The 22,927-nt window shown below is 59.2% G+C and carries 14 protein-coding genes; 6 read left to right on the top strand and 8 right to left on the bottom strand.

Annotated elements, in window-relative coordinates:
- Positions 1 to 423: 423 nt before the first annotated feature.
- Together KGA83_RS25530 and KGA83_RS25525 are read left to right on the top strand one after the other, a co-directional pair.
- Entirely contained in the window at positions 424 to 3,534 is a 3,111-nt protein-coding gene (locus tag KGA83_RS25530) for a transglycosylase domain-containing protein (RefSeq protein WP_108216577.1), read from the top strand.
- A gap of 164 nt (positions 3,535 to 3,698) precedes the next feature.
- Entirely contained in the window at positions 3,699 to 8,636 is a 4,938-nt protein-coding gene (locus KGA83_RS25525; RefSeq protein ID WP_223531172.1) for an NEL-type E3 ubiquitin ligase domain-containing protein, read from the top strand.
- Between the two features lie 72 nt (positions 8,637 to 8,708).
- Here KGA83_RS25525 and KGA83_RS25520 read toward each other — a convergent pair whose 3' ends face one another.
- From KGA83_RS25520 to KGA83_RS25495, 6 genes are all read right to left on the bottom strand, one after another.
- On the bottom strand, positions 8,709 to 9,929 hold the full coding sequence (locus KGA83_RS25520; RefSeq protein WP_223531171.1) for a hypothetical protein: 1,221 nt from the start codon (positions 9,927 to 9,929) through the stop codon (positions 8,709 to 8,711).
- Between the two features lie 35 nt (positions 9,930 to 9,964).
- On the bottom strand, positions 9,965 to 10,459 hold the full coding sequence (locus KGA83_RS25515) for a CS1 type fimbrial major subunit (RefSeq protein WP_223531170.1): 495 nt from the start codon (positions 10,457 to 10,459) through the stop codon (positions 9,965 to 9,967).
- Positions 10,460 to 10,490: 31 nt separating this feature from the next.
- A complete protein-coding gene (locus KGA83_RS25510; RefSeq protein ID WP_223531169.1) occupies positions 10,491 to 11,234 on the bottom strand; it encodes a molecular chaperone in 744 nt (247 codons plus the stop codon).
- Between the two features lie 42 nt (positions 11,235 to 11,276).
- The gene (locus KGA83_RS25505; protein WP_108216573.1) at positions 11,277 to 12,527 is read right to left on the bottom strand and encodes a hypothetical protein; all 1,251 of its coding nucleotides are present in this window, start codon (positions 12,525 to 12,527) and stop codon (positions 11,277 to 11,279) included.
- Between the two features lie 3 nt (positions 12,528 to 12,530).
- Positions 12,531 to 15,056 (bottom strand): CS1-pili formation C-terminal domain-containing protein, encoded by a 2,526-nt coding sequence (locus KGA83_RS25500; RefSeq protein WP_223531168.1) that lies wholly within the window; start codon positions 15,054 to 15,056, stop codon positions 12,531 to 12,533.
- 109 nt (positions 15,057 to 15,165) lie between these two features.
- Positions 15,166 to 15,660 (bottom strand): CS1 type fimbrial major subunit, encoded by a 495-nt coding sequence (locus tag KGA83_RS25495; RefSeq protein WP_223531167.1) that lies wholly within the window; start codon positions 15,658 to 15,660, stop codon positions 15,166 to 15,168.
- Positions 15,661 to 16,170: 510 nt separating this feature from the next.
- Here KGA83_RS25495 and KGA83_RS25490 point away from each other — a divergent pair.
- Positions 16,171 to 16,746, top strand: a complete 576-nt coding sequence (locus KGA83_RS25490; protein ID WP_108216571.1) for a PadR family transcriptional regulator — start codon at positions 16,171 to 16,173, stop codon at positions 16,744 to 16,746.
- Positions 16,743 to 17,525: a siderophore-interacting protein gene (locus tag KGA83_RS25485; RefSeq protein ID WP_223531166.1), complete on the top strand. Its 783-nt coding sequence runs from the start codon at positions 16,743 to 16,745 to the stop codon at positions 17,523 to 17,525. Before KGA83_RS25490 ends, KGA83_RS25485 begins: the two co-directional genes overlap by 4 nt.
- A 71-nt stretch (positions 17,526 to 17,596) precedes the next feature.
- Here the strand turns inward: KGA83_RS25485 and KGA83_RS25480 are convergent, their stop codons facing one another.
- On the bottom strand, positions 17,597 to 18,160 hold the full coding sequence (locus KGA83_RS25480; protein WP_223531165.1) for a Pr6Pr family membrane protein: 564 nt from the start codon (positions 18,158 to 18,160) through the stop codon (positions 17,597 to 17,599).
- A gap of 80 nt (positions 18,161 to 18,240) precedes the next feature.
- Positions 18,241 to 18,471 carry a VF530 family DNA-binding protein gene (locus KGA83_RS25475; protein ID WP_108216564.1) on the bottom strand — a complete coding sequence of 77 codons (231 nt, stop codon included), beginning with the start codon at positions 18,469 to 18,471 and terminating at the stop codon, positions 18,241 to 18,243.
- A gap of 305 nt (positions 18,472 to 18,776) precedes the next feature.
- Between KGA83_RS25475 and KGA83_RS25470 the strand changes: the two genes are divergently transcribed.
- On the top strand, positions 18,777 to 20,159 hold the full coding sequence (locus KGA83_RS25470; protein ID WP_223531164.1) for a carbohydrate porin: 1,383 nt from the start codon (positions 18,777 to 18,779) through the stop codon (positions 20,157 to 20,159).
- Between the two features lie 223 nt (positions 20,160 to 20,382).
- Positions 20,383 to 22,794, top strand: coding sequence for a glucose/quinate/shikimate family membrane-bound PQQ-dependent dehydrogenase (locus KGA83_RS25465; RefSeq protein WP_223531163.1), 2,412 nt, complete (start codon positions 20,383 to 20,385; stop codon positions 22,792 to 22,794).
- Positions 22,795 to 22,927: the final 133 nt, after the last annotated feature.

Raw genomic sequence — 22,927 nt, 5'->3', positions numbered from 1 at the left:
GAGAGGCATCACCTGGATATTGTAGGAATTTTCGCCATTTAAACGGCGCGGAGTATTGCACAACAATGGTGCATCGTCATGCCCCTGCCAAAGCCGTATTTCCCCCTTCGACATGTCTAAAACAAGCATTCCAGCCGACTGCTTTTGTGGCGAGGGTGCTTGCTCCCGCTCGCCTGCGTAGCAGGCGCAATCCGGCTGATCCCATTTATCAGACGAAGCGCAATTACCGGTATTGGGGCCGTTACGCAGCCCAGCGGGAGCAAGCTCCCTCGCCACAGGCTAATCAGCGCTGGTCGCCCCCTTAGCTGACTGGCATTAGGCCATTGCCCGACATTTTACCCTTCAGATTTTTTTTCACCCTCGCCAACCACCGTCTAAGCTTGAGTCAAGTCCGATCAATCTGCGTAAATGGATCAGTCGACTATGGGCGCTTTGTGGCAAACCGATTCGAGTAAAACCGTGGTTCCGACTGAACGTGAGGATGAAGCGCCGCCACCTGAAAAACCCCGCCGTTCCAAACACGGATGGGGAGCGTTCTGGCTATTGCTGCTGATCATCGCGATTGTCGTGGGGCTGGCGGCTGCGAGGGAAATGCGTACCTCGAAATTCCAGGCCCGGGAAGTCAGCAAATACGCAGCGTCCCTGAGCTTTGAGCTCAAGCCCGGCCCTAGCGATGCGATTCGCTATCCGGGCGACGGTCCGTTCGATCGGCGTCTGGGCTACAGCTCGCTGGATGAATTCCTGCCGCGCCTGATCAAGCGCAATTTCGTCGTTGAGGCGCAAACCCGCTTTTCTCCGGCGCTGTTGAAGTACAGCGACAAAGGCCTGTTCGTGCCTTATGCCGAGAAAATCCAGGCCGGGCTGTCGATCACCGATTGCCGCGCAGCGCCGCTGTACCAGTACAACTATCCGCAACAGCTTTATTCAACCTTTGCCGCGATCCCGCCGGTAGTGGTCAATAGCCTGCTGTTCATCGAGAACCGCTTTCTGCTGGACCCCAGGCAACCGCTGGCCAACCCGGCGGTGGACTGGCCGCGGTTCGGCATGGCGGCGTGGTCACAGGTGGCCAAGCTGTTTCACGTACCCGGCCAATCCGCCGGCGGCAGTACCCTGGCCACGCAACTGGAAAAGTACCGGCACTCCCCCGATGGCTTGACGGTCAATGGCGCGGAAAAAATTCGCCAGATGATCTCCGCCACCGTACGCGCCTATCAGGCCGGGCCACAAACCCTCGAAGCCAGGCAGAACGTGGTTCGCGACTACCTCAACAGCGTACCGCTGTCGGCCGTACCGGGCCACGGCGAAGTGCATGGCATGGCTGAGGGCTTGCGTGTGTGGTATGGCTCCGACTTCAACAAGGCCAACGAAGTCCTGACCAGCACAGCAACGGACCCAAAAACCATGGCGGAAAAAGGCCTGGCCCTGCGTGAAATGCTGTCGCTGATGATTGCCCAGCGCCGCCCGTCGCATTACCTGACCAAGGGTCACGATGAACTCGCCGACCTCACCGACAGCCATATTCGCCTGCTGGCGCAAAACAATGTGATCGACGCTCAGTTCGCCGCCGCCGCCCTGGCCAGCAAATTGACCTACCGCGACTGGGCCACCCAGCCGACCATTCAACCGATCGAAGCCAACAAGGGCATCAGTGTCGCGCGCAGCCGCCTGGCCGGCATGCTCAATCGCCCGCTGTATGACCTCGACCGCCTCGACCTGTCCGCCACCAGCACCCTGCAAGGCGAGTTGCAAGCCGAGGCCACCGAGTACCTGAAAAAACTGGCCGACCCCGCTTTTGCCACGCAAATCGGCCTGATCGGCGAACGCCTTCTGACCCCCACCAGCACCACCCAGGTTCGTTACAGCTTCACCCTGTTCGAACTGACCCCGGACGGCTCGCGGGTACGGGTGCAGACCGACAGCACCGACCAGCCATTCGACATCAACGAAGGCAGCAAACTGGAGCTGGGCTCCACCGCAAAAATGCGCGTGCTGACCACCTACCTGCAAATCATCTCCGAGCTGCACGACAAATACGCCGGCATGGCCGTCCCGGAACTGAAGAAAGTCGACGTGCCGGAGCAAGACCGCCTGAGCCGCTGGGCGGTCGATTACCTGATCGAGAACAAGGACCGCGACCTGAAAAAAATGCTCGGCGCAGCCCTGGACCGCAAATACTCCGCCAGCCCCGGCGAGGCGTTCTTCACCGGTGGCGGCCTGCACGTGTTCAACAACTTCCGCAAGGAAGACAACGACCGCATACCGACCCTGCGCGATGCCCTGCGCGAGTCGATCAACCTGCCGTTCATTCGCCTGATGCGTGACCTGGTGCGCTACACCACCTACTCCGGCCCGAACAGCAGTGCCGTAATGCTCAAGGACGACCGCGACCCGCGGCGCCAGGAATACCTGGCCGAATTCGCCGACCGCGAGGGCACTTCCTTCCTGCTCAAGTTCTGGAAGAAGTACAAGAACAAAGACACCCAGGACCGGCTCGAGACCTTCCTCGACAGCATGCGCCCGACCCCGATCCGCCTGGCCGCCGTGCACCGCTACCTGCTGCCACAGGCCAGTCAGGCAAGCTTCAACGCCTTCGTGCGCTCGCACCTCACCGGTGCCAAGCTCACTGAAAAGCTCACTGACGAGCGTCTCGTGCGGCTCTACGAGGCCTACGCTCCCGGCTCCTACGACTTGCCGGACCAGGGCTTCATCGCCAAGGTTCACCCGCTGGACCTGTGGCTGATGGGCTACCTGCTCAATCACCCCGACGCCAAGTGGGGCGACATTGTCAAAGCCAGCCAGTTCGAACGCCAGGAAGTCTACAGCTGGCTGTTCAAAAGCAGACACAAGGGTGCCCGCGACAGTCGCATCCGCACCATGCTGGAGATCGAGGCATTCCTCGACATTCACCAGCGCTGGCAGAAAGTCGGCTATCCGTTCGATCACCTGGTGCCCTCACTGGCCACCGCCATCGGCAGTTCCGGCGACCGTCCGGCTGCATTGGCGGAACTGATCGGCACCATCCTCAACGACGGTGTGCGCATGCCGACCCTGCGTATCGACAGCCTGCACTTCGCGGCCAACACACCGTATGAAACCAAATTGATCAATGATCCGGACGTCGGCAAACGAGTCATGCCGTCCGAAGTCGCCACGGCCATGCGCGAAGCCTTGTCGCAAGTGGTGGATGCCGGTACGGCGAAACGGGTGTCCGGCAGTTTTGTAACCCCGGATGGCAAACCGTTGGCCATGGGCGGCAAAACGGGTACAGGGGACAACCGCATTGAAGCGATTGGTTCAGGCGGGAGGATTCTGAGCTCCAAATCCATCAACCGGACGGCGACGTTTGTCTTCTACATTGGCGATTCACACTTCGGCACCTTGACCGCATTCGTGCCCGGGCAAACAGCCGAAGCCTACAAGTTCACCTCGGCGTTGCCGGTGCAGGTGCTCAAAGGCATGGCACCGATTCTCATGCCGTACCTGCAACCCGGCAGCAAAACAGGTTGCTTGCCGACTGATGTCGCGCGGCGTTAACGGAACCATTACGTTGTGCGGTGGTAATTAATTATTTTCGGCATGGATAATTCCAATGCGTTGGGAGCAAGAACACTGTTCAAGCAACAATAATTCAGGCTTTTACTTTGAGCCTTGGGCGTTAGGCTGATGACTCCCATCAACACTCAAGGTTTATTAACAACATGCCTGACTTACAAGGAAGTACGTCGACTACCGATCATAAAGGCCGGCACTACGAACTGATCAAAAACCGGATTCATCCAGTCTTTCAAAGCACTTCATTGCGAAATGTCCGGGAACTGGGCCGCGCCGAAAAAGCGCCCGCGCCCTGGATCAGGACAGCCACCGCACTTGATCAATCCCGCTTACAAAAAGCCGGCCTCGAACTCTGGTCTTCCCGCAACAAGGTGGATCGTTTTCTCGACCGGTTGCAAAACGTTTATGAATTTGCCGAGCCCCTACTCACCGATGCACTGAAAAAACTGGATATCGATGTCGACGTTAAAAAAACGTATCTGCATCTTTACCTGCCCAAAGAGCAGCCCTGGTATGTCATCGATACGTCCAGGGGGGTCGTCACCCGTACTGTTTCGCTGATCGACGCCGCACTGCACAACTTCGCGCTAAGTGAATCCTGCGAACCGGACTCGGACTTCATCAGTCAGCCCGATGATCGTGATCATTTCGATGTCTTGCCCATCAAACACAAGCTCTCCATCGCAAGGTTTCAGGCCTTGTGCCGTGAGCTGGACATCGGCGCCCGCTACACCCGATACCTGGAAGAACAGTTACTGCCCCGCGATGGCGTCGCAAAATATTGGCTCCAAAGCCGTATCGTTGAAAGCGAGAAAGCCGCTTTCAGAGCCGCCGCGGAACAGGCGACGATGGCCGGCGAGATCGACGCCGATGCCCGCGACATGGTCATTGAAATGCTGGAAGGCCAGCGCAACACCACCTGGAAAGGCAAGCCTGTGCAATTTGCCGACCTGTCCATTCTCGACAACCGCTTGACCGGGATCGTGCTGATCACTGCGGACCTGGGGCCATCGCACGAGGTGATGCCGGTGATCGCCTATGTGCCGCAGGATCCGCAGCACCCGATCAAGCAATACCCCTCGACTGTCGCGTTCATGAACGAATTGACGCGGCAGTTGCGCGACGACGCGCTTATCGCTTCCACCGGGATAACGTACCGCCAGTTCTTCAGCCGGTTCATCGACCATTCGCAACGCGGGCATTTCTTCGGAGGGCTGCAACAACGCCTGTTCGAGGTCAAATGGCGTCGAAAGGAAGCCTTGGATCCACGCCCGAGCTGGCGGGATGTGCCGATCGATAACCCGCGATTGAGTTTCGACATTGCGCCGATCACAGGCGACCTCTGGGTACATCTTTATCAAAACAAACTGAACAAGATTCTCAATGACGCTCGGGACATCGCCGTGTCGACCGCCGATTCCGATCGCAAGGCGCGGTGGGCCTGGTGGGACAATTTCAAGAAAATAGTCTCCGATATTTTTAATGTCGCGCTGTTGATCGCCACCCCGTTCGCTCCGGGGCTGGGCGAACTCATGCTGACCTACACGGCGTATCAACTGACCAATGATGTCATTGAAGGCGCCGTGGACCTGGCCGAGGGACTATGGGCAGAAGCGGCGGATCACGTTGTGGGGGTCGTGACGGACGTGGTTCAACTGGCCGCGTTTGCCGCCGGGGCGAGCATCGCCGACGCGTTCCGGCTCAAGGTTTCTACATGGGTCGAGGGCCTGCAACCGGTGAGCTTGCCCACCGGTGAAACCCGCTTGTGGCACCCGGACATCGAGCCCTACGCCCATCCAGACCTGTCGCTGCCAACAGATTCCAGCCCCGACCGACTGGGCCTGCATCGCCATCAAGGCCGGGACATTCTTCCTTTGGAGGGCCGCCACTATGTGACTCGAAAGGATCCGCAAACCGCGCAGTATCGACTTGAACACCCCACCCGTCCCGAAGCCTATGCACCGAAATTGGCCCATAACGGTCGCGGCGCCTGGCGCCATGAAGGTGAAAACCCCTTGACCTGGGAGCACCCGAAGCTGATGCAACGGCTGGGGCACATGACCGATGGCTTAAACTCACGGCAACTGGAAAACATCCGCTTGATCAGCGGCACCGAAGAAGACGCACTGCGGCGCATGCACGTCGAAAACGCCGAGCCGCCACTGTTGCTGGAAGACACGGTGAACCGCTTCAGGGCGATGGAAGATGTTGCCGCCACGACGACGCAGATTCGTTCGGGAAGCCCGATAGACCCGTCATCGCACTGGTTCGAGCAACTGATCACCGAACTGCCGGGCTGGCCGTCCGACCATGCCTTGAGGGTGTATGAACGCTCCGACCTGCTCGGCGCCTCCCGCCTGTACGGCAACGCCAGTGCCCGGCCGGAACGGACGCTAGAGATCGGGCTGACGGACGTGATGGCCGGCAGGTTGCCGGAGCGGGTCGTCAGGTTTCTCGATGAGCAACAACTGGAAGCGTTGGTCGGACCGGGATTGTCCAGGCAAGCGAAGGTACAGCGCCTGCGTGATCGCCTGGCCGAGCAGGTCGAAGGGCGCAAGATCGACATCGCGGATTACATCTATCGCTCTCGCACACGCAGTACCGATCGACGCGTTCAAGTCTTGCAGCGGCAATACCCTGAACTGCCGACGATCATCGCCGAACGCCTGGTGGCCCATGCCCGGCAAGACGATCTGCGCATCGTCGACACACAGCAGCGCCTCCCACTGGATCTCAAGAGCCACGCCCGTGAGTGTGCCTTTGAAACCCGCGCGACACGGTCCAGTGAAGGCTTCTACCAGAACGAACGACTGACCGCCGATACCGAGCGCCTGGCGCTCAACGCGCTGCGACTCAACAGCGATGCCTTGGGCGATCTGCGCGTGGAAATACGTGACAGCACCGCCGATGGTTCTTTGCGTTGCGGCGTCGGTCCTGACGATGCCACTCAAGTACGACTGCTCTTACGGGTGGGAGACGATCGTTATGAAGTTGTCGACGGTCAACATCGTCCGCTTTCCGATGCTGTCGACTTTCATGAAGCGCTGCTGCGTGCCTTGCCGGAGCAGGCACGCCGGTCAATAGGTTATGGATTGGGCCAGGGACAAGCCCTCAAGCAATGGATAATGGTCAAGACCATGGCACCGGCCGAACGCCGCACGCTCTTGCTGGAGCCTTCCATCCGGCCGGTGGCGGAGTTGGACACGAGCCTGCTTTTACGCGGCCCTGCTTTCTCCAGACAGCCAGTCACCCTCGAGCAACGGGTGAAAAATCTGTATCCGCACCTGCGTGAACATGAAGTCGACAACTTCATTCGTTCCATGCCTTCGGGCAGCGATCCTGTTCAGTTGCTGAACAAACTGAAGCAAGAACTCACAGAACTGGAAAACATCCTTGATACCTGGAAGAAAAAAAACACGCCATTCGAGCCCGACAATACGCTCCTTGCGCCCAGGGAAATCACGTTCATCGCTGATCGCCTGATGGAATGCTTCCAGCGCAAACCCCTTTTGTTTGGCGAACGCAGTACGCACTTCGACAAGGGTTATGCACTGGACTTATCCACTGAACTCCTGAGTTTCAACCTGGAGCCCTGGTGGAAAATTCTGCCGGACATCCGACCGTATCTTGAGCAAATCAGCACTTTGAGTCTGGATGGGCTGGAGTTCTCGCCGGGCGCCATGGGGCTTTTGAAAGACTTTGCCCGACTACGCCACCTCAGTGCACGTCGCTGTCACCTGACCCGTTTGCCGGAAAACGTGGCAAGCATGCACCTGCTCGAAACCCTGCGTCTGAGCCACAACCTTTTTACGCTGGATACAGAGGCGCTCGAGCGATTGAAGCACCTGACACGCCTGCAGACCCTGCGGCTCGATCACAACCCGCTGCGCCGCCCCCCCAATGTCGAGCGCATGCCACGCCTGAAAGTGCTCAACCTTTCAAACACCGGGATCGATACCTGGCCAGATGGATTGCTGAGTAAAGACGGATTGCTGAACAGGCATCGTCCCAAGGGATTCTTCCTTGACCTGCGGGATAACCCGATCAAGACCGTACCCACTGTCGTCAACGGGTCAAGGCAAGCATTGGTGGTAGCACGCACGCGGCTGGACATCGACTCATTGCACGATACCCAACGCCAGCTCCTGTTCCAATACCGCGATTCATCAGGCTTGCCGCGCCAGAACACCTACGCCCCTCTGGCCGCCAATGCGCGCGCCAAATGGCCGGTCGATGATGACTCATCGCTCTGGGGGGCGAACTCGCCTGGACTGGGGACTTACCGAGCAGAGGCCTGGGACAACCTGATGAACGAGCCGAACAGCGAAGGCTTCTTCAGAATCATCGACAACCTGACCCATTCGGCCGATTTCAGAGCCGGTGGCGCTACCCGCAAAGCCCTGTCCCGTCGCGTCTGGGAACTGATCGACGCGGTGGATCTGGATACGCCACTGCGCGAAAAACTGTTTCAGACCGCCGAGCAACCCACCACCTGTGCCGACGCCAGCTCCGAAGTTTTCAACAACATGGGCGTGCAGGCGCTTGCGTCCCAGGCGTATGCCTATTCGACCAATGCCGCCGAACTGGAAACCCGGATGGTGAGCTTGAGCAAGGGTGCCGCGCGCTTGCAACGGGTCAATGACATCGCCCGGGCCGATGCGCTGTCACGCCCGAGCAGGGTCGAAGAAGTGGAAATCTACCTGGCGTATCAGACCCGTCTGGCATCGCGCCTTGAGTTGCCCTGGCAATCGGAGGGCATGCTTTACCGGCAGATCGCCGCCGTGAGCGACAACGCCATCGAGCAGGCGTACGTCACCGTTCTAGCGCTGGAGCAAGGGGACGGCTTGCTTGACGTCATGCTCGCACAGCCGTTCTGGGACCAGTACCTGCGCGAGACCCATGACCTGAGATTCCGTTCGAATGATCGGGCGTTCGATGAGAAGTTACGACTTCTCGAGCAACGCAGGGAGGCTGGCGAAATCAATGAGCAGGCCTACTCGGACAGCCTCAACACGCTGGCCGATGAAAAACTGCAACTGGGACGAAGCCTGACCCGGATGCTGCTGGACAAACACGCGTTGTAAACGAGTAACCAACTCCTGGAGTCCAGGCGTCGCCTTGACTTCAGGAGTCTTGCTGCAATTTTTACCGGAGCGTCACACATCCGAGTCCCAGATAACGGTGATGTTGCCGCTGAACGTGTCATTGAATCCGGTACCCACTACTACATCGATGGAGGGCTTATAGACCTCGAAATGCAATTTCCCCGCTTTTCGATCCACATAAAACCCTGGCTGAAAGGGTCCATACCAAACGCCGTTTTTCAGCCAGAGGTCCTTGACCGGCCCGTTGTTGCCCTCGATTCCGTCGGGCAGACTGAGTCTTGTGTCCACAAGGGCGAATTTCGTCCTTCCCCACAAAGGGCAACTGTTCCCGCTCGGCTGACTGCACTGCATCATGACTCTGAAGCGCGACGACGCCGAGATGTAAAACAATTGGTCACGGTAGATGCGGGTCGGCTTGCGACCACTCTCGATCCAGGGTCGCCAGCCGCCCTCCGGCTCCAGCGTCACCTTGTTCCCACCCGGTGGCAGGTCGACCTTGAGCGTGTGCTGAACATCCAGTACAAAATCGAGGCTCAGCAAACTATCGTCCGGCACCATCATCGGCCCCATGTCGAAATCCGCGGCTGGCCCGACGGAATAAACCATCGATCCGGTGTAAAGCCCGGATGACATACCCAAGGGATTGGGGGTGCGCAGCTCATAGGCAAAATCCATATTCTCGAACGACATGCTCGGGATGGTAAAGGCGGGCAACTTGGTACACGCCGCTTGCACGGGCGTCTTCCAGAAAAAACGATAAGCCGAATCGTTGTAGCCTCCCACACCGCTGTATAGACAAGGCGGTGCTGCGTAAACCCAACTACGGTCGGTCCAAAGCTTTTGATGGCCTTCGAGCATGTCTGTTACCCCCACCAGGTTGGCGGCTGTATCGCTCAGCACATATCTTGAACCCATGCCAATGATGCGTATTTCAACGGTCTCCGTTTCCTGGGTGTCGCGATTGGTGACGGTCAGCTGCCGCCAATTGGCGGGCGCTTTCACCCCCACACCACCACCGCCGGGCACGACGGCGCGAGTGGAATTGAAACGAATCGGCACCTGAATGCTGAACGTTTGGTTGGCCGCACATTCGGAAGGATAGATCGCGCAATAACCACTGTTGGGCGTCTTGTTGATAAACACATTCCTGTTCGGTTGCGCTGGATCGGGCGTGAACAATGCGCGGATCTCTTGATTCGCCGCCTCTGCCGAAGGCACGCACAGCGTCATCAGCAACGCCAGTTTGCCGGTCAGTTTTTTCAAAAAGCCCATTAGTGTCATCCCCGATAGATTCGTCGCTCGATATTTCATTCTCCCGGCGCCCTGGCGTTGAACAACAGCAAGACGTTGCCGGCGTAATCACCCGCGCGGTATCCCCCGACCGGTTTTACCGGGTCGATCTCCAGCGCCACCCGCTTGCCCGTCGCGGCTTCTTCCCGAGACACGACCTGGCGCATGACAGAACTCAGTTCAACGCCGTTGAATCTGACCCGTAGCGCGATGTCATCGTCCGGCCTGCCGTTCGACAGGTAGGGCGTACTTTCCAGGCGCGCTTCAATCGCGCTGGTGTCGTGGCGCACGTCGAAGTTCTTGCGCAGGCTGCCCAAGGTTGATGTGGGGTAGCTCCAGAGCAGTGGCTGTGGCCGGTGAATCCAGTTCGGTTCGGACGGAATGATGTAGAAAGCCCGACTCGGAACCGTCAGCGATACTTCGAAGGTGTGCTCCTCGCGAGCGGCCCAACTCATGGTGCTCATCAGTCCAGTGATTGCCATCAATACGACGACGGCGCATTGCTTGCTCATATTCATTACCTACCCCCCATGGAAGCAGCCGTTAACGGCTCACTACCTTCAAGTCCTGTTTACGTTCGCCTTCGATCAACTTGAAACGGTATTCACGGCCCTTTTCCTTGTCGAAGCCGAATGACTTGCCCGCCAGAACATGGTGTTTGAGGGTGGCTCCACAATCGCTCTCCTTGCTCAATGAACAGCTTTTGAACTCATCGACGACGAGCACCGAGTTGCCGTTGTTGCGCAGCTCGTAACGGCTGTCGGTTTCAGTGATGGCTGTCTCGAAACGGACGTCTTTGGGTCGCACGAAGAAAATCGTGCCGAATCCGGTCATGACGTTGACGCCGGCGCTCAGGGTCTTTTTGTAGTCCTCGCGCTCTTCGCCGCTGACCACGAATTCGTCCTCCTTCTCCGGCACCACCGGCACGAAACGCACACGGAAATAACGTTCGTGGTCACGTTCGCCCATGTACAGCAGGCGAGTGCCCTGCATACCCTGCGCCGGCACGATCAGTCGCGCGGGGCTTGCCATCAGGCCATTGCGCGACGCCTTGTCAGCCGCGGTTTCGACCGGGATTTCCCGAGACGTGCCGTCAGCCTCATAAACGATCTCCAATACGTTGACCTTGACGAACGCGGTGCTGTCACCGCTGTTGAAGACCCGCTTCAGGTAAGTACTCTTGTCGCCATCCAGATAGTCATAAACAGTGCCGACATTGATTTGCGGCCCGGCGTTGGCCGCCATGCAAAACACACTGAGCATCGACAGCAAAAACAGACGTGTCATGTTTTCAATCCCAAAAATTAAAAAAATGGAGGGGCCGGACGCTCAAACTTCCGAGTCCCAGATGACGGTGATATTGCCCTTGAGCGTGCCGCTGAAGCCGGGACGCAGCAGAAAATCGATCGCGTCCCGAGGCATCTCGAAACGCAGCGAACCTGGCTTGCGATCCAGATAATGACCAGGCTGAAACGGGCCTACCCAAACGTTATTCGTCAGCGAGACATGATTGATCGGGCCATTGCCGGGGCCGGTGATGCCCGCGGGCAGGCTGAGCCGGGTCTCCACCTGTGTGCTGCTGCCGTTCTCGCCGCGCAGATCGCATCGAGTACCGCCCGGCGATTCGCACTGCATCATCACGCTGAAGCGCGAAGACGCTGAGATGAAAAAGGCCTGATCGCGGTAAACCCGCGTCGGCTGGCGACCGCTTTCGATCCAGCGGTTCCAGCCGCCTTCGGGCTCCAGCGCCACCTTGTTCCCACCCGGTGGCAGGTCGACTTTCAGGGTGTGTTCTACATCCAGGTTGAAACTGAGCGTCAGTACCGAGTCATCCGGCTGCATGATGTCCCCCATGTCAAAGTCCATTCCGGGCCCGACGGTGTAGGTCAAATCACCGTAGTACTGGCCCGAAGACATTTTCAGCGGGTCGGGTGTACGCAGTTCGTAGCCAATCTGCATCCGTTCATAGGTAAAACCCGGGATGCGGTAATTGGCCTGAGCGGCGCACACGTTCGTTCCGGACGTCAGCCAGAAGAACGTTCTGGCGTCTGGCCACGCATACATGCCTCCGGTACTTCTGCACGGCGATGGCGGTGCCCAGGTCCAGTCGCCCAACAGGCGTGTGTGCCAGCCGGGCCATGTCGTGGGCTCACCTTCGCCCACCAGGTTTTCCGCCGTATCGGAAAGAATGTAGCGGCCACCGATCGAGACGATCCGCACTTCCACCTCGGCCTCCTCCTGCGTGTCGGCATGCCGCACGCTCAGTCTTCGCCAGTCGCCTGGGACCCGAAACATCGGCGCCCGACGCGGGTCGTTATGCCCGGCCTCGATCGCACTGACAGACTGGAAGCCGATTGGTATCAGCAGAGAAAACAGGTCTCTCTCCTTGCAGAACGCAGGTTGACTCTGGCAATGCCCAGTGACGGGGGTCACGTTGATAAATTCGTTGTGCATCGGTTTTGCCGGGTCGGGGCGAAACACCGCACGGATATCCATGGTTGCGCCCGACGCCGATTCACCTGCCAGGCTCAACATCAGTAATACCGTCAGGCCCCCCAGCGAACGTACTGACCTTTTCATCACTCAACCCGCCTTCTGCTCGGTAAAGGTGATATCGGCCAGGGTGTCCGGCGTACACCGCAGGTCACCGATCATCAGCACGTTGTTTTCGCTGCGATGGCGGTCGGCCTCGAGACGGAACTGGCACAGCAACTGGTTGCCTTGACGCACTTCCAGCGTTGGCGAACCGGCGTTCATTTCCATCGAGAAGAAACCATCGACCTCTGTCACGCCACGACTGGCGTGGTTGATCACGTGATGACCCTTGAGCGGCTGCCCTTGCGAATCGACCAGCCGGCCCAGCACGGTCAGGGTTTTCATCACCCGCACCTTGCGGTATTCGACCCCTCCCTTGTTCAGGTGATAACGGGTGCGTGCCGGTTCGATGGTGGCCGCCGGTACATGGTTGCCTTCGAAATCGAAACTCACCGAGCTGTTCTGGTACGCGGTGATGGGAATGAAGTTGCGTCCCGGCTTCAGCGCCGCGCTGCCGCCGCTGTAATCGTCGGCGCGCAGGGCAATGTCGTCGATGTCCGACTCGACATCGACAATCAGCCCGGCACCGCGCATCTCATGCTGGCTGGTCAACACCATCTGCTGGCCGCCGAGGACCAGGGTACTGTCCAGGTTGAGGCCGCCGGTAAAATTGCCGTTGAAGGACGAACGCTGAACGAAACCATCACCATTGATCGCGTCGGTACGAAAGTTGGCGAGGCTGGAAACGCCGACGCCGTAGGTATCGGTGAGCGCCGTCACCGAGACGTTTTGCAGTACGTGATCTTTCAGGTCTTTGCGCCAGCCAATGGAGGCGTTATTGTCGCGACCGCCGTCCCGGGCCGTGCGCGAACCGATGCTGCCGCTGATCTGCTGTCCAGGTGCGCCGAGTGCCAGGTTGACGCTAAGGTCGACGCCGCGATTGCGATCGTTGCCACTGCTGAAACTGCCCGGGCGATCGAACAGCGACAGCCGCCAGTTGCCGTCGCTGCCAAACAGATTGGTGCGCTGGTTCCAGCCCAGATCGACGCCGACGCCTTCGACGTTGCCCTCGCTGTGGGATACCCGGGCATTGATCGTGCTTTTGCTGCTGAGTCGATGATTGAGTGCCAGTGAGGAGTTGCTGGTCTCACCGACGAACACATTGCGTTGGCGCACACGGGTGCCATCCGGCAGGGTTTCGTAAAGGTTGGTGGTGTCCAGCCAGCTGCGGTTGTGGCTGATCACCACGCTGCCGGCGCCATAGTTATAGAGGCTTTGCAGGTCCAGACCGGTGCCGTGGTCCTGCGTCTGATAGACGTTGGCGTACAGGCTGATGTGATTGGCCAGGGTCCAGTCGACGGAACTGCCGTATTGCAGTTTTTCGCGAACCTGCCGCGCCGACAGCCCCAGAATGACCCGTGGGTGCGCCAGGTAATTGACCGAGGCCCCGGCCGTGGCGCTGCCGCTGGACTGCTGATTCCAGTTGCTCCACAGTTTGCTTTCTTCCCCGGCAAACAGGTTGTAGCGCCAGCGCTCGTCGAGGTTGCGCCAGTTGTTGGGCTTGTACACCAACTCTTGAGTGCTCGAGGTGATCTGACCGTCCTCGATCAGGCGCACTTCGACTTCATAGATGCCTCCCGGCAGCGGTCGGGTGTCGAGGGTCTGCAAGCCGGCGGGCACCGACTGGGTATTGATCAACAGACCGTCGCGATAGATTTCCACCGAGCCCTGGCGGTTGGCCGTGACATAGATCGGATAGACGCTGGGCATCGGACTGTTGATGGCGAGGCTGTCGGAGCTGCCATACATGACGCCGACAGCCGTGTCGGGACTGGTGCCGAACGTGCGCGGCTGGCGGGTCAGTCCTTCGGAATTGGGAGTGAAATAGCCCAGACGAAAGAAGCTGCCTTGCAATTCGCGCTGGGTGTAAAGCTCATGGACTGCGTGATAAAGCTTGTCATCCGGACCGCCAAGGCGGGCCAGCTGTGTGTTGAATGTCTGGCTCCAGTTGCCCAGGCTGGCGCTGGCTTCAAGACCGAAGCGTCCGCCCAGATCCTGTTGCTGCCCTCCATTGAGATTGAGCTGGTTGCGTACCATCAGACCGCTGCTGCCGCCATCGGGCTGCTCGTAATAACGCTTGGCCTCGACGTCGCGCTCAGCGTTTTCGGTGAGGATCGAGACGAGGGAGTTCTCCAGGTTGTAATGCACGGCCAGCACCTGATCCGGACACGAACCGGTGCATGTGCCCAGCGGCACGCCTGGCTTGAGATAACTGGCCCACTTTTCCCGCTCGGCGGGGCCGAAGCGGTTTTCGCTGGTGTCGGTAAACTCAAGCAATGTGATGCGATCATCACGAGACAACACCACCATGGCCTCCCCCAGCGGTTGCTGATCGAGCTCCACCCGAACAGCCAGAGGCACATCAAAGAAATGCTCCTCGAAATCTGCCGGCAGGCCTTTGGCCTGAGCCAACAGACTTCGCGGTGTCGTACCGACGGAAGAAACGGGAGCCGCCGCAGCACTGGCACAAAACAACAGCGCAAGCGCAGCCGCGATGGGTGTCATCGGGAACATGAACTCTTACTCTGGTTACGAACGGGTTGGAATCCGGCGGACAGGCTGGTTGGCTTGTCCGCCGGTTAACGCCACTTGAGCAGTTAGCGTTTGTTGCCTTGAAGTTCGATCAACGCGTGGCGACCGGAGCAACGGCGTCGAAGGTCATTGCGACCACACCGGTGTAGTCGCCCGGCTGGAAGGTTGTACCCTTGGCCGTGATCTTCAGCGGCGCGCGGTAGTTCGCGTCGGACTCGGATTCACCCACGACCAGTTGTGGAGTGAGCGTCAGTTCCTTGTTATTGAACTCGACTTTCAAATCGATCGACTGAGCACCAGAGATCAATTTAGGTGCACTTTCCAGACTGGCGTGAACCGAGCCGTTATTGTTGCGCACGTCGAAGAATCCATTGACTTCTCCCATCTTGCCAGTGGCTGGCTGGAAGCTCATGTCCTGATCCTTGTTGACCAGATCAGGGTCGGTTGGCACTACGTAGAAGCCATTGGTTGGCACGTGAGCGATGAGATTGATCGAGTGAGCAGCCTCGCCCGCAGCGAAAGCCATGGAGGATTGGAGAGCCAGAACAGCCAGTGGGGCAGCGATTGCAAATTTCTTGAACATCATTCAGTACCTGTTTTCTTTTAAAGGATTGGTCCATTGAAAGTTCACACAGCTCATAGCCGTAAAATCCGGTGGCTGTAAGCTTTCAACGCCGGGGCATGATCGACTTATCGCTCTGGAAAGTAAGCAGGCAACTTCCTATGAGCTCGTAGTTAAACTACCTCATGACCAGAAAGACAAAACCGCAAAAAATCAAAATATAAGACGGTGACTGTAAGTTGCGACCTACATACAGTTTTATTGAAAAAACCAGACAGCAGTTCTAGCCAATGAACATGGGGACTTTTACGACTTTAAAATATAAGCTCAAAAAATTTTAGAGTAATAACTTTAATATTCTTGAATAGTCGGCTGTTTGTAGAAAGAGAGGCTGGCGGCAGGTTTTTTCGATGGATTCCACACATTCTACTGCGTCACCGCTCGTCGGCATGAGGTCGCCTCGCACGGAAAATGTCTTGAACGACGCTAAAGATATATCTTAAGTTGTATCTAAACACGACGAGAGAAGAGAAAATGAGAGACCATCATTCCCCCCATCGCGAACACGGTGACGGCCGCGACGGCTTCGAGAAGCGCCCCGGCCGCGAACGCGGTGGCCGCGGCCCACGGGTATTTGCCCCCGGCGATCTGAAACTGCTGCTACTGGCGCTGATTGCCGAACAGCCGTGCCACGGCTACGACCTGATCCGCCAGATCGAAGGGATGTTCGATGGCGCCTACAGTCCCAGTCCCGGTGTGATTTACCCGACGCTGACGTTCCTTGAAGAAAGCGAACTGATCCAGGGTGACGCCGAAGGCGGAAAAAAACGCTACACAATCACCGACGCCGGACGTCTGTCTTTAAGTGAACAAGCGATTGCCCTGGACGGCGTGCGCATGCGCATCGAAGTCAGCAAGCGCTCATTGCGCGGCCATGACCGTCCCGCCGAAATTCACGAAGCGGTGCACAACCTGCGCCACGCCCTGCAAATGCATCATGGCCGCTGGAGCCCCGAAGAAATCCTGCGGGTACGCGACTTGCTCAACAACACCGCCAAAGCCATCGTCGACGGCCCTGCCGTTGAACCGGTTCAGGAGAACGCCGAATGACTGAAGTGATCACCGCCATTGCCCGTGTCATGCACGACATCAAACGCCGTCGTCTGGAAGTGTTGCGCGTGGTCGACCTGACCCCGCGCATGCGCCGGATTACCCTGGGTGGCCCTGAGCTGGCAGGTTTCGTCAGCCTGGGTACGGACGACCACGTCAAACTGCTGTTCCCGCAAAACGCCGAGCAAGCTGCGGCCCTGGAAACCCTGGTGCCGGGCGCCGGCAAGGACAACGGTCCGCAGCCTGAAATGCGCGACTACACGCCGCGTCGCTACGACCTGAACACCCTGGAGCTGGACATCGACTTCGTGCTGCACGGCGACGGCCCTGCCTCGACCTGGGCCGAGCAGGCCAAACCCGGCCAATTCCTGCACATCGCAGGGCCGCGGGGTTCGATGATCGTGCCGGACATCTTCGACAGTTACCTGCTGATCGGCGACGAAACCGCCCTGCCCGCCATCGCCCGACGCCTGGAAGGCCTGGCGGCCAACCGTCGTGCGTTGGTGATCGTGGAAGTGGAAAACGGCAAGGAACAGCAAGTGCTGCACAGCGCGGCCGAGGTCAATGTGATCTGGGTGCTGCGTGAAGGTGGCAAGGACAATCTGCTGACCACCGTGCGCCAGATCCAGGTGCCAACCGGCAGCCTGTACGCGTGGGTGGCGACCGAGAGCAAGGTGTCGCGACAGATTCGTCGGGTGTTGCTCGATGAGCATGGGCTGGATGAGCAATTCGTCAAGGCGGTGGGGTATTGGAAATTGGGGGACAGCGACGAGGAGTGACGAACGTCACAATGTGGTGAGGGGGCAAGCCCCCTCACCACATAAAGCATTCCACATCGCCATATCCGCGCTCACCTTCGAGCCCGCCACCGATCCAGCCCGATCACCAGCAACGCAATCACTACAAACCCCGCCAACAACCCGCCGGCATTGATGAACACCTGTGGATAACCCAGCTTCTCGACATCGATGAACGGATACGGATAAACCGCCAGCAGATGCCCGCGCAGCAGTGCATAGCCAAAATAAACCAGCGGATAAATCACCCACAGCGCGATGTGCCACACGCGCAATGTGCCCTTGGGCACATAACGCCACCAATACCCCAGAAACAGCACTGGCATGATGTCATGCAACAACTCATCGGCCAGCCATTGCCAGCCCTCGGGATGCCACAAGTGGCGCAGCAGCAGGTTGTAGGCCAGGCTCACCACGGCGATGCTCACGGCAATCGCACTGCTGACCCAAGGCTGCAGGAACCAGCGACGCGCGGCTGACTCGCGGGTTGTCCATTCACAGGACAGCACGGTCGCCACCAGGGTGTTGCTCAGCACGGTGAAATAGCTGAAAAAACTCATCAGCCCGCCGATAAGGCTGGCGCCCAGCGTCCAGCGTGAATGGAAAATCAGGTACATCTGGATGCTCAATCCCGCCCAGCCGAGCGTGGCAGCCACAGCCACAAAACGGCGGCGAAACCCGGACGGATTGACCCTGTTCACAGCGGTCGTTTGGTGCGCATCAACTTCACATACAGGCGTTCGACCTTTTCTCGCGCCCATGGGGTTTTACGCAGGAACGTCAGGCTCGACTTGATGCTCGGGTCGCTCTTGAAGCAGCGGATATCGATGCGTTCGGCCAGCCCCGACCACTCGTAGTGTTCAACCAGCGCGTTGAGGATCTGTTCCAGCGTCACGCCGTGCAGCGGGTCAGGGTTGTGTTCGGTCATGCCGGGCCTTCGAGCAGAATGGGAATTGGAAGCCGCGCACCTTACGTTAAATGTAGGTGAAACGGAAAAGATCGCGGCCTGCGGCAGCTCCTGCGTTGGAATCCGTATCCTGTAGGAGCTGCCGCAGGCTGCGATCTTTTGTCACTGTTACCGAATCCGAAAGGATGCATGTCAGTAAAAGCCCTTTCTCTATTTGTAACGGAACATTATCCTTGCGCCCGCTGCCTGCTGAAACGCTTCTGCTTTCGCTTCACGCCTGCTGCTTTCCGTTTATCCCCCAGAAAAAGATCAAGAACTCCGTCTCTATGCCTGACTTTAAAACTTTTCGAGACAGCGCTGTCTTTGCAACTGCTGCCCACCGAAACATCCTGCCCCTGATTGGTGGCCTCACCGCGCTGGGCCTTGCCTCCTGCGTTCAGGCGGCGCCTGCCTTCGACAGCGATTCGCCGTGGATGCTCGGTGACTGGAACGGCACTCGTACAGAACTCGCGGAAAAAGGCTACGACTTCAAAGTCGATTACACCGGTGAAATGGGCAGCAATCTGCACGGCGGCTACGACCACGACCGCACCGCGCGCTACAGCGACCAGTTCGCCCTGGGTACCCACCTGGACTTGCAGAAGATCCTCGGCTGGGATGACGCCGAGTTCCAGTTGACCATCACAGAACGCAGCGGCAACAACATCAGCAACGACCGCATCAACGACCCGCGTGTCGGCGGCTTCACCTCGGCCCAGGAAGTCTGGGGCCGCGGCCAGACCTGGCGCCTGACGCAGATGTGGTATCAGCAGAAATTCCTCGATGAAAAACTCGACATCAAGGTCGGCCGTTTCGGTGAGGGCGAAGACTTCAACAGCTTCCCCTGCGACTTCCAGAACCTGGCGTTCTGCGGATCCCAGGTCGGCAACTGGGCGGGTGACATCTGGTACAACTGGCCGGTCAGCCAGTGGGCGATGCGGGTCAAATATCACCTGACGCCGCAGTTGTACGCGCAGATCGGCGCGTTTGAGCAGAACACGTCGAACCTGGATCGCGGCAATGGCTTCAAGCTGAGCGGCAGCGGTACCCAGGGCGCGGTCCTGCCGGTGGAACTGGTGTGGACGCCGAAGCTCAACGGCCTGCCGGGCGAATACCGCGCCGGTTACTACTACAGCAGCGCCAACGCCACCGACGTCTATAAGGACAGCAATGGCCAGCCTGCTGCCCTGACTGGCGAAGCCTACCGCAGCGCCTCGAGCAAACACGGTATGTGGCTGGGCCTTCAGCAGCAGGTCACCAGCCTCGCCAGCGATCACTCCCGGGGCCTGAGCCTGTTCGCCAACGGCACCATGCACGACAAGAAGACCAACGCCATCGACAACTACGTCCAGGCCGGCCTCGTCTACAAAGGCCCGTTCGACGCGCGCGCCCGGGACGACATCGGTTTCGCCCTGGCCCGCGTCCACGTCAACCCGGCCTTTCGCAAGAATGCCGAGGCGACCAACCAGGCCAACGCAGTCTTCGATTTCGACAATCCGACCTTCCTGCCGCCTCAGGACACCGAATACAGCGCCGAACTCTATTACGGCGTGCACGTGACCAACTGGCTGACCGTGCGCCCGAACCTGCAATACATCCGCCATCCCGGTGGCGTGAACGAGGTCGATGACGCGCTGATCGGCGGGATCAAGGTCCAGTCCTCGTTCTGAAAAACACCACAAAAACCCGTAGGAGCGAGCTTGCTCGCGATGGACGCCAACGATAACGCTTCGAGCCTGACACCCCGTGGCGTTCTCAGGTTTCTCGCGAGCAAGCTCGCTCCTACAGGGACTGCATCAGCTGAACCAGTTTTATCTGAACCCTGCCCGCGCCGGATCGTCATCTACAGTGAACTGGCGCGGGACTACTTGAAACGTCACGGAGAATCACACTATGAGCACTGATGGTGCCTTGAGTCGAAGCCGTCTGTTGCCGACCCTGCTCGGCATTCTGCTTCTACTGATGGGCCTGGCCATGCTGGCCGGGGGGATCAAGCTGAGCATGCTCGGCGGCTCGCTGTATTACCTGCTGGCCGGTATCGGCATCGCGCTGAGCGGCGTGTTGCTGATCGCCGCCCGCCGCGCGGCGCTAGGCCTGTACGCACTGGTGCTGTTCGCCAGTACCGTTTGGGCGCTGTGGGAAGTCGGCCTGGACTGGTGGCAACTGGTGCCGCGCCTGGCGCTGTGGTTCGCCCTCGGTGTGGTGATGTTGCTGCCGTGGTTCCGTCGTCCATTGCTGATCAACGGCCCTGCCCCTATGGGCACTGGCGCCTTGAGCGTGGCCGTGGCCCTGGCCGGTGTCACTGCCGTGGCCAGCCAGTTCACCCATCCGGGCGAGACCTTCGGCGAGTTGGGTCGTGACTCGGCTGACATGACCAGCACTGCGCCACAAATGCCCGAAGGCGACTGGCAGGCCTATGGCCGCAGCGAATTCGGTGACCGCTACTCGCCGCTCAAGCAGATCACCCCGGCCAACGTCGGCAAGCTGCAAGAAGCCTGGCGTATCCAGACCGGCGATCTACCAACCGCCGGTGACCCGGTGGAACTGACCAACGAAAACACCCCGCTCAAGGCCAACGGCATGCTCTATGCCTGCACCGCCCATAGCAGGGTGCTGGCGCTGGACCCGGACACCGGCAAGGAACTGTGGCGTTTCGACCCGCAGATCAAGAGCCCGTCAGGCTTCAAGGGCTTCGCCCACATGACCTGCCGTGGCGTGTCGTACTACGACGAAGCGGCGAATGCAAAAGCTGAAAATGCTGCGTCCGCCGTCATCTCTGAAGCCGGCAAGGCCGTCGCCCAGGCATGCCCGCGTCGTCTGTACCTGCCAACCGCCGATGCACGCCTGATCGCACTCAACGCCGACACCGGCAAGGTTTGCGAAGGTTTCGGTAAAAACGGTGCGGTTGACCTGACTCAAGGCATCGGACCGTTCACCCCCGGCGGCTACTACTCCACCTCGCCAGCAGCGATCACTCGTGACCTGGTGATCATGGGCGGCCACGTCACCGACAACGAGTCGACCAACGAGCCATCCGGCGTGATTCGTGCCTTTGACGTACACGACGGTCATCTGGTGTGGAACTGGGACAGCAACAATCCCGACGCGACCGAACCGCTGCCAGAGGGCGAACACTACAGCCGCAACTCGGCGAACATGTGGTCGCTGGCCAGCGTCGACGAAAAACTCGGCATGGTCTACCTGCCACTGGGTAACCAGACCCCTGACCAGTGGGGCGCAGACCGCACCCCGGGCGCCGAGAAGTTCAGTGCCGGCCTGGTCGCGCTGGACCTGGCCACCGGCAAGGTGCGCTGGAACTACCAGTTCACTCACCACGACCTGTGGGACATGGACGTCGGCAGCCAGCCAACCCTGCTGGACATGAAAACCGCCGACGGCATCAAGCCGGCTGTGATCCAGCCGACCAAGCAAGGCAGCCTGTACGTCCTCGACCGTCGCGACGGCACGCCGATCATCCCGATCAAGGAAATCCCGGCTCCGCAAGGCGCCGTGAAAGGCGACCACACCGCACCGACCCAGGCCCGTTCGGACCTGAACCTGCTGGCCCCGGAACTGACCGAAAAAGCCATGTGGGGCGCCAGCCCGTTTGACCAGATGCTGTGCCGCATCCAGTTCAAGGAGCTGCGTTACGACGGTCAGTACACCCCACCGTCGGAACAGGGCAGCCTGATCTATCCGGGTAACGTCGGCGTCTTCAACTGGGGCGGAGTTTCGGTCGACCCGGTTCGCCAGATGCTGTTCACCAGCCCGAACTACATGGCCTTCGTCTCGAAAATGGTGCCTCGCGCCGAAGTCGCGGCCGGCAGCAAGCGCGAGAGCGAAACAGCGGGCGTGCAACCGAACACGGGCGCACCTTACGCGGTGATCATGCACCCGCTCATGTCGCCGTTCGGTGTACCGTGCCAGGCTCCGGCCTGGGGCTACGTGGCCGGCATCGACCTGACCACAAACAAAGTCGTGTGGAAACGCAAGAACGGCACCAGCCGCGACAGCTCGCCATTGCCTATCGGCCTGCCACTCGGCGTGCCAAGCATGGGCGGCTCGATAGTCACCGCCGGCGGCGTCGGCTTCCTCAGCGGCACGCTGGATCAATACCTGCGCGCCTATGACGTCAACACCGGCAACGAGCTTTGGAAATCGCGCCTGCCGGCTGGCGGTCAGGCTACGCCGATGACCTACACCGGCAAGGACGGTAAGCAGTACGTGCTGCTGGTCGTCGGTGGCCACGGCTCACTGGGCACCAAAATGGGTGACTATGTGATCGCGTACAAACTGTCCGAGTAAGCTTTAGCGGCAGTCAAAACAAAGGCGACGCCCTCACAGGCATCGCCTTTTTTATTGCCACCACCGCCTTCCCCTGTAGGAGCGAGCCTGCTCGCGATGGTGTGTCAGCCAAATTGATGCCGACTGACACACC

Source organism: Pseudomonas sp. GL-R-19, from assembly GCF_019956375.1.
In the GTDB taxonomy this organism is placed as follows: Bacteria; Pseudomonadota; Gammaproteobacteria; order Pseudomonadales; family Pseudomonadaceae; genus Aquipseudomonas.
The sequence above is the reverse complement of the archived record's forward strand: the minus strand, read 5'-3'. Positions and strand labels throughout refer to the sequence as shown.